General features: G+C 29.7%; 15 protein-coding genes. 6 read left to right on the top strand and 9 right to left on the bottom strand.

Annotation, left to right across the window (positions count from 1 at the left end):
• Positions 1-15: 15 nt before the first annotated feature.
• The 5 genes from pcnB to CKCE_RS00245 all read left to right on the top strand — a co-directional run bounded on the left by pcnB (position 16) and on the right by CKCE_RS00245 (position 5677).
• Entirely contained in the window at positions 16-1245 is a 1230-nt protein-coding gene (gene pcnB, locus CKCE_RS00265) for a polynucleotide adenylyltransferase PcnB (protein WP_015238316.1), read from the top strand.
• Between the two features lie 36 nt (positions 1246-1281).
• Positions 1282-1764, top strand: a complete 483-nt coding sequence (gene folK, locus CKCE_RS00260; protein WP_015389148.1) for a 2-amino-4-hydroxy-6-hydroxymethyldihydropteridine diphosphokinase — start codon at positions 1282-1284, stop codon at positions 1762-1764.
• A gap of 65 nt (positions 1765-1829) precedes the next feature.
• Positions 1830-2717, top strand: coding sequence for a glycine--tRNA ligase subunit alpha (gene glyQ, locus CKCE_RS00255; RefSeq protein WP_015389149.1), 888 nt, complete (start codon positions 1830-1832; stop codon positions 2715-2717).
• 9 nt (positions 2718-2726) lie between these two features.
• The gene (glyS, locus tag CKCE_RS00250) at positions 2727-4892 is read left to right on the top strand and encodes a glycine--tRNA ligase subunit beta (protein ID WP_015238313.1); all 2166 of its coding nucleotides are present in this window, start codon (positions 2727-2729) and stop codon (positions 4890-4892) included.
• Between the two features lie 128 nt (positions 4893-5020).
• Complete coding sequence (locus CKCE_RS00245; protein WP_015238312.1) at positions 5021-5677, top strand: lysophospholipid acyltransferase family protein; 657 nt, start codon at positions 5021-5023, stop codon at positions 5675-5677.
• A 4-nt stretch (positions 5678-5681) separates the two neighbouring features.
• Here the strand turns inward: CKCE_RS00245 and secA are convergent, their stop codons facing one another.
• Positions 5682-8318, bottom strand: a complete 2637-nt coding sequence (gene secA, locus CKCE_RS00240; protein ID WP_015389152.1) for a preprotein translocase subunit SecA — start codon at positions 8316-8318, stop codon at positions 5682-5684.
• Positions 8319-8514: 196 nt separating this feature from the next.
• Between secA and CKCE_RS00235 the strand changes: the two genes are divergently transcribed.
• Positions 8515-9012 (top strand): DciA family protein, encoded by a 498-nt coding sequence (locus tag CKCE_RS00235; RefSeq protein ID WP_015238310.1) that lies wholly within the window; start codon positions 8515-8517, stop codon positions 9010-9012.
• A 38-nt stretch (positions 9013-9050) separates the two neighbouring features.
• Here CKCE_RS00235 and lpxC read toward each other — a convergent pair whose 3' ends face one another.
• The 8 genes from lpxC to CKCE_RS00195 all read right to left on the bottom strand — a co-directional run bounded on the left by lpxC (position 9051) and on the right by CKCE_RS00195 (position 20224).
• Positions 9051-9926 (bottom strand): UDP-3-O-acyl-N-acetylglucosamine deacetylase, encoded by an 876-nt coding sequence (gene lpxC / locus CKCE_RS00230; RefSeq protein WP_015238309.1) that lies wholly within the window; start codon positions 9924-9926, stop codon positions 9051-9053.
• Positions 9927-9963: 37 nt separating this feature from the next.
• On the bottom strand, positions 9964-11124 hold the full coding sequence (ftsZ, locus tag CKCE_RS00225) for a cell division protein FtsZ (protein ID WP_015238308.1): 1161 nt from the start codon (positions 11122-11124) through the stop codon (positions 9964-9966).
• A gap of 148 nt (positions 11125-11272) precedes the next feature.
• Entirely contained in the window at positions 11273-12205 is a 933-nt protein-coding gene (locus tag CKCE_RS00220) for a D-alanine--D-alanine ligase (RefSeq protein ID WP_015238307.1), read from the bottom strand.
• Positions 12202-13605: a UDP-N-acetylmuramate--L-alanine ligase gene (gene murC, locus CKCE_RS00215; protein WP_015238306.1), complete on the bottom strand. Its 1404-nt coding sequence runs from the start codon at positions 13603-13605 to the stop codon at positions 12202-12204. Before murC ends, CKCE_RS00220 begins: the two co-directional genes overlap by 4 nt.
• On the bottom strand, positions 13589-14683 hold the full coding sequence (gene murG, locus CKCE_RS00210) for an undecaprenyldiphospho-muramoylpentapeptide beta-N-acetylglucosaminyltransferase (RefSeq protein WP_015238305.1): 1095 nt from the start codon (positions 14681-14683) through the stop codon (positions 13589-13591). The genes murC and murG overlap by 17 nt, the downstream gene beginning before the upstream one ends.
• A gap of 117 nt (positions 14684-14800) precedes the next feature.
• The gene (gene murD / locus CKCE_RS00205; protein WP_015238304.1) at positions 14801-16297 is read right to left on the bottom strand and encodes a UDP-N-acetylmuramoyl-L-alanine--D-glutamate ligase; all 1497 of its coding nucleotides are present in this window, start codon (positions 16295-16297) and stop codon (positions 14801-14803) included.
• Between the two features lies 1 nt (position 16298).
• Complete coding sequence (gene mraY / locus CKCE_RS00200) at positions 16299-17396, bottom strand: phospho-N-acetylmuramoyl-pentapeptide-transferase (RefSeq protein ID WP_015238303.1); 1098 nt, start codon at positions 17394-17396, stop codon at positions 16299-16301.
• Between the two features lie 11 nt (positions 17397-17407).
• A complete protein-coding gene (locus CKCE_RS00195; RefSeq protein ID WP_015238302.1) occupies positions 17408-20224 on the bottom strand; it encodes a UDP-N-acetylmuramoyl-L-alanyl-D-glutamate--2,6-diaminopimelate ligase in 2817 nt (938 codons plus the stop codon).
• Between the last annotated feature and the right edge of the window lie 74 nt (positions 20225-20298).

Below are 20298 nucleotides of genomic sequence, written 5' to 3'. Positions count from 1 at the left end.
TATTTTTTTGGATATATGAAACCTAAAATAGTGAAACAAAATAAACACAACATCAATATAGATAATATATCAACTAACGCCATAAAGGTATGTGAGACTCTACAAAAAGCAGGGTTTGTGTCCTATATAGTAGGAGGTGCTATTAGAGATTTAATTGTAGGGTTAAAGCCAAAAGACTTTGATATAGCAACAAATGCTAGCCCGGAAGAAGTTAGATCACTCTTTAGAAGAGCTTATATAATTGGCAAGCGTTTTAGAATCGTCCATGTAATTATGGGGAAAGAACTTATAGAAATTTCAACTTTTAGGTCCCCTCCTTTGGAAAAAGATGAGTTTGGACGCATATTGAAAGATAATTCCTTCGGTTCACATCAAGAAGATGCATCTAGAAGAGACTTTACTATAAATTCACTGTACTATAATCCGATGAAACAAGAAATAATTGATTATTACTCTGGATTAAAAGACTTAAAATATAAAAGAATTAGAATAATAGGAAATGCAGGAGAAAGATATAGAGAAGATCCTGTAAGGATGTTAAGAGCAATAAGATTATCTACTAAAATTAATGGAACTCTAGAAAAAAATACTAATATTGAAATAGATGCATTAAAAGATCTAATTGTTAATATCCCTCAAGCAAGATTATTTGATGAAATAATTAAAATCCTTACATGTGGAAATTCTTTTTCTTGCTTAGAACAACTACATGCTAAAAACATATTACATAATCTAATTCCATCATTAAATAAAACATTCACAAATAAAAAAGATATAAACTTCCTAAAAATCGCATTAAACAATACTGATTATAGACTTTCAACAAATAAAAGCATCAGCCCTGGATTTCTATTAGCTATAATACTATGGGAGCCAACAAAGTCTTTATGGAAAGAATTACTATCTAAGCAAAACAATTCTTTTTTATCAATGGATCAAGCATCAGAAAAAATTCTTTTAGAACAATCAAAAACTCTAAAAATACATAAAAGAATTACTATAGATGCAAAAGATATTTGGTTAATGCAAGCAAAATTAGAAGCAAAAAATATAAAAAATTACTATAAAATTATCGAACATGCTAAATTCAGAGCTGCATTTGATTTCATGCAACTAAGAGCAGAGTCAAAAGAGATAGATAATGGATTATCAAACTGGTGGGTTGATTTTTATAAAGCTGATGATGATTTAAAAAAACAGATGATTAAAGGAAAACAAAATAAAAAACTAAAAAACAAAAAATAATTACATTTATTTTAAATTTTTAAATAATTAACAAAAATGCATTCTATAAAAACTTATATTGGATTAGGCTCTAATCAAGGCAACAGTATCGCAAATATTAAAAATGCTACAAACCACATTTATTCTATTTTTCATAAAAACAATTGTAGAACATCTAAATTGTATTCAACTACACCTGTCGATGCTGACGGTCCAAATTTTACTAATTCTGTAATGGAGATCTATTTGACTAACAGTCCAATAGATCTCCTTGATCAGTTGCAAAAAATAGAAAACAAATTTGGAAGAACAAGACCATATAAAAATGCTCCTAGAACTCTTGATATTGATATATTATTGTATGGTAATCAAATAATACAAAGTCATGATTTAATAATCCCTCATCCTAGAATGCATGAAAGACTATTTGTTTTAAAGCCATTAAAAGATTTAGAACCAAATATAGAATTACCTATTTATGGAAACATTAATAATTTAATAAAAAAAATTAAGAATCAGGAAATTAATACTATTGAGTAATATAAAAAATTTCAAATAGAATAAAACAATTCAAATACAATATGCTTTTTGCAAAAATACATAAAATGCTTACATTTCAACAAATTATATTTAATTTACAACAGTATTGGAATAAACATGGTTGCACAATATTGCAACCTTATGATATGGAAATAGGTGCCGGCACATCTCACACAGCTACTTTCCTAAGAGCTATAGGACCAGAACCATGGAGAGCAGCCTATGTTCAGCCATCTAGACGTCCTAAAGATGGCAGGTATGGAAAAAACCCTAATCGTTTACAACAATATTATCAATTTCAGGTAATCTTGAAACCGTCTCCTCTTGATATTATAGATCTATACATAGATTCCTTAAAAGAATTAGGCATAAACCCAATAGAGCATGATATTCGTTTTATTGAAGACAACTGGGAAAATCCTACATTAGGCGCCTGGGGCCTAGGATGGGAAGTATGGTTAAATGGAATGGAAATAACACAATTCACATACTTTCAACAAATAGGTGGAATGGATTGCAATCCAACTACAGGGGAAATTACTTATGGTCTAGAAAGATTAGCAATGTATTTACAAAATGTAAATAATGTATACGATATTACTTGGACAAAAAATCACCATGATATTTCCATATCATATGGAGATATTCACCTTCAAAATGAACAAGAACAATCAAAATTTAATTTTGAACATGCTTCAATTGAAATGTTATTTAATCATTTCAATGACTATGAAAATGAAGCAAAAAAATTAGTAGAGATATCGCTGCCAATACCAGCTTACGAAAAAACATTAAAAGCGGCTCATATATTTAATTTATTAGATGCGCGTGGAGCGATAAGTGTCACAGAAAGAGCTTCATATATAGGAAGAATACGTAATTTATCTAGATCGATTGCACAAACATATTATACTACCAGAGAAAAAATAAACTTCCCTTTAATATCGAAATAATATTATCTAATGGAACATGAAGAAATGAGAACAAAGGCATTAACGATAGAGTTATTAACGGAAGAATTACCACCAAAAAAATTATTGGAAATTGAAAATACTTTTACTAATTCTATAAGTTTGAATTTGTCAAATAATAATGTTATAGGTGTAAATAATATTACAAATTGTTACTCTACTCCAAGAAGATTAGCTATTTCATTTTCTGATGTACTAGAAAAGTCACCTGATGTAACAAAAAAAGAAAAATTAATGCCTAAAAAAATAGGATTAACAGAAAACAATCAGCCTACACAAGCATTAATAAAAAAACTATATTCCAAAGGTTTAGATGAAAAACATCTGTCTAGCGTAAAAATTGAATTGAATGAACAACAAGAATATTTAACAATAGAAAACTCTATATCTGGAAAAACAATTCAAAACATAGTCCAAGAAACAATAACTACAACAATACAAAATATATCTAATCAGTATCAATCAATGAGATATCAACTTCCAGATGAAGTCAACACAGTTAAATTTATTAGACCAGCAAGGAATCTGCTTGTTTTATTTGGCAAAGAATTGCTAGATATATCTGTTTTAGGAATCAAGTCTTCAAATGAAACTATTGGACATAGATTTATGTCCAATAGTTTCATAAAGATAGATCATGCTAATAAATATGAGGATATTCTAGAAACAAAAGGTTTTGTAATACCATCTTTTATAAAAAGAAAAAAATATATACTAAATGAATTAAAAGAAAAAGCAACTCAAATAAATTCTATACTAGGGAATCATGAAGAATTAATGAGTTTATTAGATGAAGTAACAGCCACAGTTGAATATCCATCTGTATATATAGGTGAATTTGATAAAGAGTTCTTAGAATTACCTAGAGAATGTTTGATATTGACGATGCGATCACATCAAAAATACTTTCCTTTATTTGAAAAAGAAACTAACAACTTAATAAATAAATTCCTAATTGTAAGTAATGTCTATTCTGGCAAAGAAGAAAATATAATAACAGGAAATCAAAAAGTAATATATCCAAGATTATCTGACGCTAAATTTTTTTACGAAACAGACAATATTGTATCTCTAGATAAGCGCGTCTTAAAACTAAAAAACGTAATATATCATAATAAGATAGGTAATCAACTAGAACGTGTAGAAAGATTACGCATAATAAGCAAATATCTTGCAAATAAATTAGCAACTGATCCTATATTAGCAGACCGTGCAGCAATGTTATCAAAATCTGATTTAGAATCATTAATGGTTGGTGAATTTCCTGAATTACAAGGAATCATGGGGTCATATTATGCTAAACAAAATGGAGAATCTGATAGCATAGTAGACGCATTGAAAAATCAATATATAAATAGATTTGATCAGCCTGTTACAAGCAAAAATATCATCTCAGCTATACTTTTTCTTTCTGAAAGAATAGAAAAAGTAATAAGTTTATTTAGCATAAAAATATATCCTAGTGGAGAAAAAGATCCTTATGGACTCAGAAGAGCAGCTATAGGGATAATAAATATTTTTGAGAAAATGGTTGAAGGCAAAACACTAGAAACAAACTATTCTAATTATATCGATATACTAGAATTATCTGAATTAACATTATCATTATTTCATCAAAAAAATATTGATTTAGAAACCCCAAAAAAAGCAGTAGATTTCATACATGATCGTTATAAATACCAATTATTAAATAATTTCAACAGAGATATTATAGAATCAACTTTTGCAAAAAAACCACCACTACATCTAATACTTCCAATATTAAAAACCTTAGAAATATTTAAAACCACACCAAAATTATCATTGTTTCTTATAACAAATAAACGCATAAACAATTTTTTGAAACAAGATAATCTATCTACAAATTACTTTGAAGAAAAATTAATAGACAATGATGCTGAAAAAATACTTTATGATGCTTTCTTAAATACAAAACATGTTCTATTAGAACTATTACAACTTGGAAAGTTTTCAGAATATTTAGAATTAACTTATTCCTTAATCTATAAAACGGATAATTTTTTAAATAAAGTAACAATAATGACGACAGATAACAGAATTTGCAATAACAGATTGTTTCTTTTATCGAAGATAAGAGAAATAATTAATAATTTTGCAGATCTTTCATACTTAAACCATGAAAATAACAATATTTGATAAAATCTCATAACATAAAAACAAAATTTATTTATCAAAATATGAAAACATTAATAATTTTTCTAAGATCTTGTATATATGTATTATTTTTAATAGTAACAGTTATACCGTACTCAATATTAAGTCTAATGACTTTCGCTTTACCACTAAATATACGTTATAAAATAATAACATTTTGGCCTAAAATAGCATTATTTGGCTTAAAATTTATATGTAATCTTCAATGTCATATAAAAGGAATAGATCGAATCCCAACTCAACCTTTAATTATTGTATCTAATCATCAATCTATATGGGAAACTCTATTTTTTATTGCATATTTTCCTAAAAAAATATGCTTTATATATAAGAAAGAACTTAACTATATACCTTTTTTTGGATGGGGATTAATTTTATTAGATATGATAGCAATTAATCGCTCTGATGGATTCAATTCTTTTAAAAAAGTATCAGAGATAGGCACAGAAAAATTAAAACATAATTATTCAATATTAATTTTCCCAGAAGGTACAAGAGCTCCATCTGGAAAAATACAAAAATTCAAAATTGGAGCATCATTATTAGCAAAGAATACTAGATGTAACATCCTACCAATAGTACATAATGCAGGTAATTTTTGGAAAAAAAATAGTTTTATGATACAGCCTGGCATCATACAACTATCTATAGGTGATGTAATAACAATAGATTCATTAACTCCTGGTGAGATCAACATAATAATTTATGAATGGATCAAAAAAGAATTCGATAAAATAAATTGCCAAGATCATATTAATCAGAATTAATTTTTTATTTTATAAAACCATGGCAATGCTTAAATTTCTTTCCACTTCCACAATAACATGGATCATTACGCCTAATTTTCCCAATATGCTTTACATTATCAACTTCACCTGCAGAATGTACATTACTATTAAAGTCGACTAACAGCAAATTCTTTGCTATATCTTTTTTTATATTTTCTAACATTACAGAAAAATTCTCAAAAGCCTCTTTTTTATATTCTTGTTTAGGGTTCTTTTGAGCGTAACCTCGAAGATGAATGCCTTGTCTCAATGAGTCTAAGAAAGATAAATGATCTCTCCAATTTGTATCTATAGACTGCAGAAAAATAAATCTTTCTATTTCTATCCAATCTAAATTACCAGATATATCTTTTCTATTTGAGTAAAAGCTTATTAAATCATCTGCAACTAAATTTAACAAAGCATCAATATCTTCAATATTATTCTGAAAAAAATTGGTTAAATCTAAATTCACATGTAATAGATTTTTTATAGCATATTGGAATTCTAATAATTGCTCTTTATTAGAAATATCAATCAATATAGACTGGGCAATATTATTTATTACTGTTTTAAAAATAACACTAATAGAGTCAATAAAAGATTCTCTTGATAAAATCTCATTTCTTTGTACATAAACTATTTGACGCTGTTCATTTGCTACATCATCATACTCTAATAATTGCTTTCTTATGTCAAAATTCCTACTTTCGACTTTGCGTTGTGCGTTTTCTATAGCCCTATCAACCAGGCTAGATTTAATCGGTTCACCATCAGGCAATTTTAAGTGGCTCATTATCTGTTGTAATTTTTCACCAGCAAAAATTCTCATTAATGAATCATCAAGCGATAAATAGAAGCGAGAAGACCCTGGGTCTCCTTGTCTACCAGACCTGCCTCTCAATTGATTATCAATTCTTCTAGATTCATGCCTTTCTGTACCTATAATATGCAAGCCCCCAGATTTTTTAACATCTAGATTTAAAGAACTCCACTCTTTTCTTAATTTCTCAATAATTATATCTTTAGAACTAGCATCTATATTATTGCTATACAAAATTTTATCTATATGCTTATCTACATTACCTCCTAATAGAATATCAGTACCACGTCCTGCCATATTAGTAGCTATAGTTATAGAATAAGGCTTACCAGCTTCAGCAATAATATCAGCCTCGCGTTCATGTTGTTTTGCATTTAGAACATTATGTTTCAAATTATTCTTTTTCAACATATCAGATAAAAGCTCTGAATTCTCAATACTCGTAGTTCCTACAAGTACAGGCTGACCCTTATCATTACAAGACACTATGTCTTTTAGTATGGCTTCATATTTTTCTTTATTCGTTTTATAAATATGATCGTTATAATCATGTCTTACAAGTGGCTTATTGGTTGGTATTACCAAGGTTTCTAAGCCGTATATTTCTTGAAATTCATAGGCCTCAGTATCAGCTGTTCCCGTCATTCCAGATAACTTGTCATACATTCTAAAATAATTTTGAAAAGTTATTGAAGCCATAGTATGATTCTCTGCATTAATAGCAACTCCTTCTTTAGCTTCAATTGCTTGATGCAAACCATCTGACCAACGCCTACCACTCATTAACCGACCAGTAAATTCATCTACTATAACAATTTCATTATTCTTAATCACATAATGGTGATCTCTTTTAAATAAATTCCAAGCTTTTAAAGCTGCCATAATATGATTGATTAGATGAACATTATTATAATCATATAGAGATTCATTACTTTTTAATAAACCATGCTTTTTTAAATAAAATTCTACATTTTCATGACCTGACTCTGATAAGTAAACTTGCTGAGTTTTCTCATCCACCCAGAAATCTCCGTCAGGCTCATTACCTTCTCTATCTGGCTCTGAGACCATACGTCTTAATAAAGGAATGATACGATTAATTTCTATATATAGGACTGTACTGTCACTTGAAGCTCCAGATATTATCAAAGGAGTGCGTGCCTCATCTATCAGTATAGAATCAACCTCATCAACAATAGCATAATTTAATATTCGCTGACGTTTGTTATCTAAGCTAAATTCCATATTATCTCTTAGATAATCAAAACCAAACTCATTATTTGTTCCATATGTAATATCAGACCTATATGCAGCAATTTTCTCTTCCGCAGTCTGATTTGCAACAACAACCCCTATAGATAAGCCTAAAAAATTATATAGTTTACCCATCCATTCAGAATCTCTACGTGCTAAATAATCATTAACTGTAACAACATGAACACCTTTAGAAGGTATAGCATTTAAATACACAGCTAAGGTAGCTGTAAGAGTTTTACCCTCACCTGTTCGCATTTCAGCAATTTTACCATTATGTAAAGCAATGCCTCCTAATAACTGCACATCAAAATGACGCATGTTATATACTCTTTTGCTTGCTTCCCTAACAACAGCAAATGCTTCTGGCAATAAATCATCTAAAGAAATGCCTTTTTCAAATTGTTGACGAAATTCTTTAGTTTTAGATTTAAGCTCGTCATCAGTTAAAACAATTAGTTGATTCTCAAAACTATTTATTATATTAACTAAATCATAATATTTTTTTAATAACCGATCATTACGACTACCAAAAATTTTTTTGAATAAAAAGAAAAAGTCCATTGCCAAACTATAAGACCCCATTATAAGATATCTAGACTCAATCACTAGATTTTGATTTTTGCAAAAAATTTAAATTTATATGCTGTATTGGTTATTATAATTTCATTTCTAATAAGAATTAATTATTTTACAATCTAAATATTAAACTCTATATAATAATTATTTTATCAGCATAAAACTATACTCTACATATAAAATGGCTATTTACTATAAAAAAAATAAAGGAAACTATCATAATATATTGGATATACTAGTTGTTAAATGGTTATCTTTAGATAAAAATACCAATAACATTATAAACATAGCACAAAATATGATAAGTATAGAACATGCTATTTCTATATTCATACCTAAAAACTTGAAAATTTCGTATAAACTTATCAAATTTGAGAACAATATTCTATCAATTGCAGTACCAAACTCAGAAAATGCAACAAGAATACGTTATTTCTCAACAGACATTATAAAAAATATACAATCAAAATTTCATTTAAAAATTGATACAATAAAAATAAAAATATATAGCAATTGTTTTGTAACACATAAACCACTTGCAAAAAATAGTGCAAAATGTTTTCTCAATGAACATAGTTTAAATAACTTCAAGAAATTGCAAAATAAAATACAAGAAGGTCCTTTAAAAGAATCTATATCAAATTTGATAAAAAAGAACTCCACCTTTATAAGAACATAGTCAACATTATACTATCCTAATTCCTTGTTATTACCTTATTAACAAAAGGTAATATATTCACATGCATCTTTAGTTTTTAACAAAGATCTAACTAATTTATTGTTCAAAGAATGACCAGATTTGCTAGCGGTATAACGAGCTAGTAAAGGATGACCTAACAAATATAAATCTCCTATTGCATCTAAAATCTTATGTCTTAGAAATTCATCTTTATAGCGAAGACCTTCATCATTTACAACCTTATTATGGTCTAAAACAATAACATTCTTCAAAGAAGCACCTAACGCTAATCCTTTGGATCGCAAATAGTTAACGTCTTCTATAAAACCAAAAGTTCTTGCCATAGAAATATCTTTTATATAAGTTTCCTTAGAAATATTAATTTCCATGTTACTAGCAGTATCCATAATGGCAGGATGATTATAGTCAATTGAAAAATTTATAACAAATTCACTACAAGGCTCTAACTTAGCATATTTTCTGTATTTTTCACATTCGTCAAAAACCTCTATTGGCTTAATTATTTTTATAAACTTTTTAGGTTTGTTTTGTTCAACAATGCCAGCTGCTAATAATAAATTAACAAATGAAATAGAACTGCCATCCATTATTGGAAGTTCTTCTGCATTAATGTCTACATGTAAATTATCTATTCCCAAACCACATAGAGCAGACATTAAATGTTCCACTGTAGACACTCTTACATCACCATACTGTAAAACTGTAGCCAATTTAGTATTACATACATAATTTGCACAAGCTGGTATATCTATAGTTGGGTTTATATCAACCCTATGAAATACAATGCCACTATTAACATTAGCAGGCCTTAAAACCAAATCAACAATCTGTCCTGAATGGATACCAATACCTCTTATACTAACAACTTTCTGTATGCTACACTGTTTTAGCATAAATAAACCCTATACACAGAATATAAAATATTATAATCTAATCAACTCTCTTTCTTAGAAAGCTAGGAATATCGAAATCATTATTACTTTGAACAGATTTATCATTTTCAATATTAGAATCTTTTAATCTAGGATTCGTAATGACAGATGGAGTAGAAACTCTATTTTGATATTTATTAGAATCAAAAGCTGATCTCTTTTTATCAATAGAAATACTCTGCAATTTATTATTATTTATATCATCTGTAAACTTATTCAAACCAGTTGCCACAACAGTAACTCTAAGTTCATCGCCCATAGAATCATCATAAGCATTACCAAAAATCACAGTAGCATCTTCTGATGCATAAGCACGTATTATTTCCATAATTTCACGAGTTTCCTTCATTTTTAGTGATCTATTAGAAGTAATATTAACTAGCAATCCTTTTGCCCCTTCTAAATTCACTCCTTCTAATAAAGGGCAAGAAATAGCCTGTTTTGCTGCAATTTTTGCACGTTCTATACCAGATGCTACTGCAGTACCCATCATAGCTTGTCCATGCTCGCCCATAATTGTACGCACGTCTTCAAAATCAACATTAACATTACCATCAACATTAATTATTTCTGCAATACCAGCACAGGCATTATGTAAAACACTATCTGCAGCTTTAAAACAATCTTCTTGTGTAGAATCATCATCCATAAACTCATAAAGATTCTCATTCAAAATAACAATCAGAGAATCTACATATTTTGATAACTCTGCTATACCTTCTTCTGCTAAACGTAAGCGCTTATTGCCTTCAAATAAAAATGGTTTTGTTACAATCCCCACCGTCAATATACCTAAATTTTTTGCTATTTCTGCAACAATAGGACTAGCACCTGTACCTGTACCTCCTCCCATTCCTGCAGTAATAAATACCATATGGGATCCATCTAACACAGAACGTATCTCTTCTCTCGCCGTTTCCGCATGTGCCCTTCCTTGCTCTGGTTTTGCTCCTGCACCTAAACCAGTCTCTCCAAGACGTATTTGCACAGGAGCATTAGTAGCAGCTAAAGCTTGAGAATCTGTATTTGCACATATAAAATCAACACCTTTAATTCCACTATTAATCATATGTGCTACAGCATTACCTCCTGCACCTCCGACCCCTATAACTTTTATAATTGTTCCTTTAGAACTATTATCTAGAATCTCAAACCTCATATGATCCTCTCAAACCCTTTTTATATCACGGTATAATTTTAATAATATTATTACTAATAAAAATATTTTTAAATATGTAAAATAATAATCTCACCGGTTATTAAACAATAAAACTAGACTCTATATCTAGAATATAGCATAATATTATTTACTTCTTAAATGAAGCCATTGATAATATGCTCAAACATAAGTCTTCATAATTAATTCCATTCGCTCTTGCTGCAATTGGCATGAGTGAATTTATAGTCATACCAGGGCAGGTATTAATTTCTAATAACCATGCTTTGTTAAATTTATCCAAAATAATATCTATTCTAGCCCAACCTTTACAATGAATCACTTCATAAGCTTTTTTACATATCTTTATAAGATCATTATTTAGCTCTAAAGGTAACTTAGCAGGACATAAATACTTAGTTTCTTTGGAAAAATATTTACTTTCATAGTCGTAACACCTATTATCAGGAGTAATTATTTCTATAATTGGCAGAACGTTAATACCTGAAGAATTTTCAATAATAGAAACAGTCAGTTCTCGACCAACAATCAATTTTTCAGCAAAAACTTCATTATTAAAAACTGATGCATTTATATATGCTTTATCCATATCATCATACAGCTTTACTACTGTTGTTCCTACGGTAGAACCCTCTCCAACAGGCTTAACAATTAAAGGCAATCCTAAAAAATCACATGCATTACTAAAATCTTTTTTTCCAGATAAGGACATAAAATCAGGAGTTAACAATCCTTCATATTTCCATAGTTTTTTAGTAATTATTTTATTGATTGATATACTAGATGATAATTGACCACTTCCAGTATATGGAATACCTAATAGGTCTAGAATACCCTGAATAACACCATCTTCTCCAAATCTACCATGTAATGCAATAAAAACGACAGAAAATTTTGCTTCTATCAAATCAGCTAGACTGTTAATTCCCGTATCAAACAAATGAACATCCAACCCCTTACTCTTCAACGCATTGAATATATTTTTCCCTGAGATCAAAGACACCTCTCTTTCAGAGGATTGGCCTCCATACAGCACTCCAACCTTGCCAAAAGATATAGTCATATTAAATCTCCTATTTGACAAGCCACCTTACTAATAGATCCTGCCCCCATAATAATTACAAGATCATTATTTCTAACATAATCAATAATAGCTTGTGGCAAATCTGTACTGTTTTCTATAAAGATAGGATCTACTTTTCCTGCCAGTTTTACCACTCTAGCTAATGACCTGCCATCTGCATCTATCAACGGATCTTCCCCTGCACTATAAACCTCTGTTAATAATAAACAATCCACCGTGCTCAAGACATTAACAAACTCATCAAAACAATCTCTAGTTCTAGTATATCTATGAGGTTGAAAAACCAGAATTATGCGACTATTAGGTCTGGCACCTCTTGCTGCAGATATTGTTGCTGCAATTTCTACAGGGTGATGACCATAATCATCTATAACTTCGAAAAAACCACCTTTATGATTACTAGAAACTGGAAACTTGCCAACATAAGTAAACCTTCGCCCAACTCCAGTAAAAGAATCTAATGCATTGCATATATCATGATCAGAAATTTCCAGCTCAGTTGCAACTGCTATAGCAGCTAAAGCATTTTGTACATTATGCAACCCAGGCAAATTTAATCTGACTTTTAAAGGACTAACCAATTTATCAATAGATCTTCTAACGGTAAAACACATAGACATATTATTTGCTTGAATATCATAGGCATATATTTGAGCATCTGAATATATGCCATATGTAATAACAGGCCGAGAAATACATGATGTTATATTAGAAGCCATTTCGTTATCAGAGCATATAATTGCTTTACCATAAAAAGGCAATCTATGCACAAAATCTATAAAAGATTGCTTCAGTCTATCTATATTATGAGAATATGTATCCATATGATCTGCATCAATATTTGTAATAACAGCCATTACAGGTAACAAATTCAAAAAAGACCCATCAGACTCATCTGCTTCCACTACTATATATTCACCCTCACCCAAACCAGCATTAGAACCTATGGAATTTAATTTACCACCTATCACAAAAGTTGGGTCAAAACCACCATGTGCTAACATGCTAGCAATTAAACTAGTTGTAGTAGTCTTCCCATGAGTACCAGCTATGGCTATGCCTTTCTTAAATCTCATAAGCTCAGCTAACATAACAGCCCTTGAAACAATAGGTATATGTTGACTCTTAGCTGCTATTAATTCAGAATTTGTATTTAATATCGCTGACGATACAACAACTACCTCAGATCCATATATATTTTTAGGATCATGTCCTATATATATAACAGCTCCTAAAGAGATCAAATGTTTTGTAATCAAAGATTCTTTTATATCTGAACCCGTAATATAATATCCTAGATTGAGTAGAACTTCAGCTATTCCGCTCATTCCAGAACCACCTATTCCTATAAAATGTATATGTCTAATATTTTTTTTCATACGTGTTATTTTTCTTAAATCTCTCACAAGACTCAGCAATAATATTATTAGTATCAGGCTTATATAGAGAATGTGCTTTAACAGCTACTTTTAAGAGATCATTTCTATTAATCGTTTTCAACCAACAAGCCAACCATTCTGGCGTAAGTTCATCTTGCTTTATAAGCCATGCAGCTCCAACTCTATATAGAAACTCAGCATTTTTCCATTGATGATTCTTTACAGCGTTAGGAAAAGGAATTAATAAAGAAGCAACTCCAACAGCTGTGATTTCAGCAATAGTCATTGCCCCAGATCTACAAATCACTAAATCAGCATTAGATAATTCTTGAGATATATTATCTATAAATCCTACACAATCTGCCTTTAAACCAAGTTCTTTATATTTTTCATTTATTTTCTTTACATGTTTATTTCCACATTGATGGAACACTAAAGGCCTTTCTTCTGTGGGCAATAAATGAATAGCCTCCGGCACGCAATTATTAATGTCTCCAGAACCAAGACTGCCTCCCAATACTAGCAATTTCAATGTTTTATCGGCCCTAAGATCGTAGCGATAGTAGGATGAAGATATGTTTAAAAATTCATTACGAACTGGATTACCAACAAACTTTATATTTTTATAATGATCAATAGGATAACCACTCAAAACTTGTGATGCAAACTTATAGAGAATGCTATTTGCTCGACCCATAACTGCATTTTGTTCATGCAGAACAATAGGTATTCTCTTCAATGAAGCTACTAAACATACAGGAATAGTTATATAACCACCCATACCAATTACTAAATCTGGTTTTTTTAAATAAAATATTTTCCAGACATTCATCATCGAAATTAAAAGTTTAAATGGAAAGCTTAACAATGTAGTAATTTTTCTATTTGGTAAGCCATCAAAATTAATAGAACGAAAATCCACTCCATTTGATCGAACTAGATCACTCTCCATTTTATGTCTATTACCTAGCCATAGAACATCCCAATTTCTTTTCTTTAAAACATCAGCTATAACTAACCCTGGCATAATATGTCCAGCAGTGCCTCCAGCCGCAATAATTACTAAACTTTTTTTCATATTTAAATCTCTAACAAGAGTTTTTAGATTTTCTATAAAAAAAACTAATTTTAAATGGAAAATTAGCTATATAAACATAGCTAATTATACGCTAACGATAATCAAACAAAGAAATTGTTATGATTTAGCAAGTGTCATTACTGCATTAGAGAAAACATTGCCTCTATGACTATAGTTATCAAACATATCAAAACTAGCACAAGCAGGAGATAATAAGACCACATCTCCTCTACTTGCGTAACTAGACGCTTTTAAAACAGCATCTTCCATAGTAAATGAAAAGAAACAAGGGACATTTGCTATTTTGATTGCTTCAAAAATCTCTGAGCTATCTACACCTATCAAAATAACTATCTTTGCATATTCTGCAATTGTGCTACAAATATATGAAAAATCTTGATTTTTTCCTACTCCACCCATTATCAAAATAGTTTTTTTATCAAAACTCTTCAAAGCTGTTATAGTTGCACTTATATTAGTTCCCTTACTATCATCAAAATAACTCACTCCACCTATTTCAGCTACAAATTGTATTCTATGTGGTTCTCCTAAATAATCACATGCTGTTTTTAACATAGAACTAGTTAATGGCATGATAAAACTAATTAATTGCAAAGAAGCTAATACATTAGTGTAATTATGTATCCCTCTAATTTTTAATAAATTGGATTTTAATAAATAACAATTAAATCCTTTCTTTAAATCTTCTTTATAGTTAAAATCATCATTACTTATCTTGCAAAGACTATTAGATTTTTTTTCAATAAAAACTACAAGCCATTTTGAGTCTTCTCTAGTAACCAAACCAAAACAAGAATCATGCGTAGGAACATCTGATCCAAAACTATATGAATCTATTTTGGAATTTAACATTTTTTGCATTAAAACGTGATCATTACGATTAATTATTGATGTTTTTGATATCCTTAAGAGATTTACTTTTGTCTCCCAATAAGAATCTACAGTTCCATGCCAATCAATATGGTCAAAGTCCAGATTCAAAACAACTGACACATCTGGGCATAAAGACTTGATCGTATACAGCTGGAAACTTGATATTTCCAAAACCCATACTTCAGGCAAAACATCTTGTTCTACCTCATCCATCAAAGCCTTTAAAACTGGAGGACCTATATTCCCGGCTTTACATACTAGCACCCCAGATTTTTTAAGTATTTCATAAGTTAAAGATGTAACTGTAGTTTTTCCATTAGTCCCAGTAATAGCTATTATTTTAGGATTATAGTCATATTCTATTTTTAAAAAGCTTAAAGCCCTAGCAAATAATTCAATATCTCCGATAATTTCAATATTTTTTTCATTAGCTGCTGCAAAAATTTTTTTACCAAAAACTTTATTGGGACTAATTCCTGGACTAATAACTATATAAGCAACTCCTATTAACCACTCTGTATAAAAATCTTCATTACATCCTAAGTAAGATGTAATGTTTTTGCTAGGAAAATTCTCCTTTAATTCTACAACACCTTTAGAGTCTATAGAAGAATCTACCACTATAATATCGAAACCTGAATACAAACACCACCAAGCAGAAAACAATCCAGAATCACCCAGACCTATTATCATAACCAACGGATTATTTTGAATTTTCATCTTATAAAATCAAAGAAGATAATGATATCAATACTAATATAATATTTATAATCCAAAATCTTACTACTACTTGTGTCTCTTTCCAACCTGCAATTTCAAAATGATGATGAAGCGGAGTCATTTTGAAAAATCTTCTACCAACTCCATATCTTTTTTTTGAATACTTAAACCAAAAAACCTGAATCATAACAGAGACAGCTTCAACAACAAAAATACCACCCATTATAACAAGTGTTATTTCCTGTCTGACAATAATTGATATAACTCCCAATGTTGCGCCTAAAGATAAAGAACCTACATCACCCATAAATACTGTAGCAGGATGAGCATTAAACCATAAAAACGCCAGTTCAGAACCTATTATCGCAGCACAGAGAACCAATAGTTCATTAGAAGAATTTACATAAGGAAATAATAGAGTGCTCGAATAAGTTTCATTGCCAATTATATAAGCAAAAATACCTAAAGCACCAGAAACCAAAATGACAGGAAAAGAAACAAGACCATCTAAACCATCAGTTAGATTAACGGCATTACTTGTTCCAACTATAACAAAAACAGTTAAAAAAATAAAAGTTATAACACCTATTTGCCAATTAAAAGATTTAAAAAATGGCAGCAATAGGTCATAACTAAAACAAGATCTTTCATCTATAGTAATCTGGACTATAACAAAAGCAATTATTACCGCACTAACTATCTGTAATAATAACTTTAATTTTGCAGAAATTCCCTCTGGATTATTATAAACAACCTTAATAAAATCATCAAAAAAACCTATTGTTCCAAATAAAATCATTGTTATAGATACAGTCCAAATATACTTATTATTTAAATCAGTCCAAAAAAAAGAACTAATAAAAATTGATATTAATATAATGAGCCCTCCCATTGTTGGAATTCCTTCCTTAACTAAATGAGATTTAGGGCCATATATACGAATCGACTGTTTAATTTTTAACTGTTGTAATTTCCTAATTAGATATGGAAATAATGAAACACCTATGAACATAGATGTGAAACAAGCCCCTAAAGCTCTAAAAATAATATTTTCACATGCCTGAAAACAATCAAGGTATTTAAAAAACTCATAAAACATTTATTCCTCTATTATAGATTATTATTTTCAAAATGAGATATAATTCGTTCCATTTTCATAAAACGAGATCCTTTTACTAAAACACTAGCAGGCCCTGAAATTTTATTTATTATTTCAATAATTTCTTCTATATCTTTACAAACCAAAGAGTTAGCACCAAAAGATTCTAATAAGACATTACTAAAATCTCCTATAGCAATTAATGAATCAATACCATTTTCATATGCATATTTCCCTATTTCATGATGCATACTGTTGCCATCTGAACCAACTTCGCCCATGTCACCAAATACTAAAATCTGAGGTTTCTGTAATTTCTTTAACACATCTATTGCAGCTATAGCAGAATCAGGGTTGGAATTATAAGTATCATCTATTAATATGACTCCATTATCAAGCCTGTGAAAACACATCCTTCCTTTTAAAGATTGGAAACAGGAAATATATTTAATGGCTTTAAAAAATGGAATGCCAAAAGCCAATGCAACAGTAATAGCAGCCAAAGCATTCTTTAAATTATGTATTCCTGGAATATTTAACGTTAATGGAGATGATATCTCTGCATTAAAAACAACAATACAACTAGTTTTTTCTTTCGATAAAAATACATCTTTTGCATATACGTTACAATCTTTATTAAGGCCGAACCGCAAAACTTTTTTCCCGATAGATAGCTCATCCCAGATTTTGGTACAAATGTCATCTCCTGGATATATAACAAATCCATCCTCTGCAATAAAATTTATAACACTCCCATTTTCATAGGCAACAGAATTGACATCTTTCATAAACTCTTGATGTTCTCTTTGAGCATTAGTTATAACAGCTATATTAGGCTTTACTATTTCAGACAGTATGTTAATTTCGCCAGGATGATTCATTCCAAGCTCAAAAACACCAACCTTATGGTTTTCTTTAAGTCCTAATATAGTTAAAGGTACACCTATATGATTATTAAGATTACCTTTTGTATGATGACAATAATCATTGCCTAGAAAACTAGATAAAATAAGCGAAATCATTTCTTTAGTAGTTGTTTTTCCATTACTGCCAACTACTGCTATAGAAGAAATATGACACTTTCTTCTCCATGAAAAACTTGTGTCAATTAATGCATCATAAGTATTATCAACTAGAATTTGAGGTATTTTTTCTGAAGGATGCTGCAAGTCATGAGAAACAATCGCAGCACAAGCACCTTTTCTATATGCAGAATCCAAATAATCATGACCATTAAAGTTAGGGCCTTTTAAAGCAAAAAATAAATTACCTTTTTCTAAAGATCTAGAATCTATTGAAACACCAGACGCATTAGGTAAAATCATAGCTAATTGAGACCATTGCGTATCATCAAAAAATATTTTTCCATATATACCATCTTGATATTTTTCATGACCTTTACCTGCTATCAAAACAATATCACGATAATCTGAATTCCATATTGCATATAATATTGCTCGAGAACGTTTACTAATGACAAAAACATTATCAGAATAATCATTTCCTTCTAACATTTGAGATATAATTACTTCAGGATCTTCACTACGTGGATTATCACTAGTAATTACTACTTTATCAGAAATTGATAAAGCAATTTTAGTCATATCTTTTCTTTTTCCTTGGTCTCTATCTCCACCACACCCAAAAACACAAATTAATTTTCCTTGTTTCAAAATACTTTTCTCTTTTAAAGAAATCAATGTTTTCTCTAAAGCATCAGGAGTATGAGCATAGTCTATAACAACAGTTGCCATATTATTGTGTCTAAAACCTAACAAAGGTTCAACAACCTCCATTCTTCCATAAACATTTTTTAGTTTTTCTATGGCATGGATGATATCTTTATTGGCCATACCAATGGTTTTTAAAACGCCTACTACCAATAAAACATTCGATATGTTATGCTCGCCTATAACACCAAATACTACATTAGAAAAATAATCGAAAATAGCTATTCTAAAACTATAACCTTTTTCAGTTTTACTTATATCATAAGCTGATATATTAGGATCTAACTGATGATCCAAACCAAATGTTATTTGCAAACTACGTGGAGTTTGTTTTAAGATTTCCCTACCAAAAAAATCATCAATATTTATCACAATATTACTTAAAGATTCAAAACTAAATAATTTGCTCTTTGCTAATTGATAGGCATTTAAATTTTTATGATAATCCAAATGATCTCTAGTCAAATTAGTAAAACAAGCAATTTTTAACTTCAATGAGTTTAATCGCCCTTGATCTATGCCTATAGAGGATGCTTCCATAACTATAAACTCCACACCATCCATATACATTTCAAATATTATCCAATGCATCATTAGGATATCAGGAGTAGTTAATCCTCTATAAATAACTCTTCCGTCAGGCAAAATAGCACCAATGGTTCCTATAACCCCACATTTTCTACCATGATTATTTAAAGACTGTGCTATCCAATTTGCACAAGTGGTTTTACCATTTGTTCCTGTAATAGCAATAATTTCAATTTTTGATGAAGGCTGGCCGTACCATTTATCTGCTAAATAACCTAATATTGCACCTAAATTATGAACCTTTAAGCACTTGATATTGTTCTGTTTTATAAGTTCATTTGACACCTCAAAATTTTTTTCTATTACAATAGCAGAAGCTTTCTTATTTATAGCTTCTGCTATATATAATGAGAGATCATTTTGATTAGACACTCCATTTAAAACAAACACGTCTCCATGCAATATTTTCCTAGAGTCTGGAATTAGACGAGCATAATTTGGTGTATTTTTTTTTAGCCATAGAAATACTTCCTCAACCTGATATTTGGAGGCATCTATTAAATTTATCATAAATATGCAATCCTTAATTTTTCGTGCACATTAAAACAAAAAATTAATTCATAATTTAAAAACTAAATCACCTA

Origin of the sequence: Candidatus Kinetoplastibacterium crithidii (ex Angomonas deanei ATCC 30255) (assembly GCF_000319225.1) — a bacterium.
GTDB lineage: Bacteria > Pseudomonadota > Gammaproteobacteria > Burkholderiales > Burkholderiaceae_B > Kinetoplastidibacterium > Kinetoplastidibacterium crithidii_B.
Note: the sequence above shows the minus strand (reverse complement) of the source record. Positions and strands in the feature narration are given on the sequence as shown.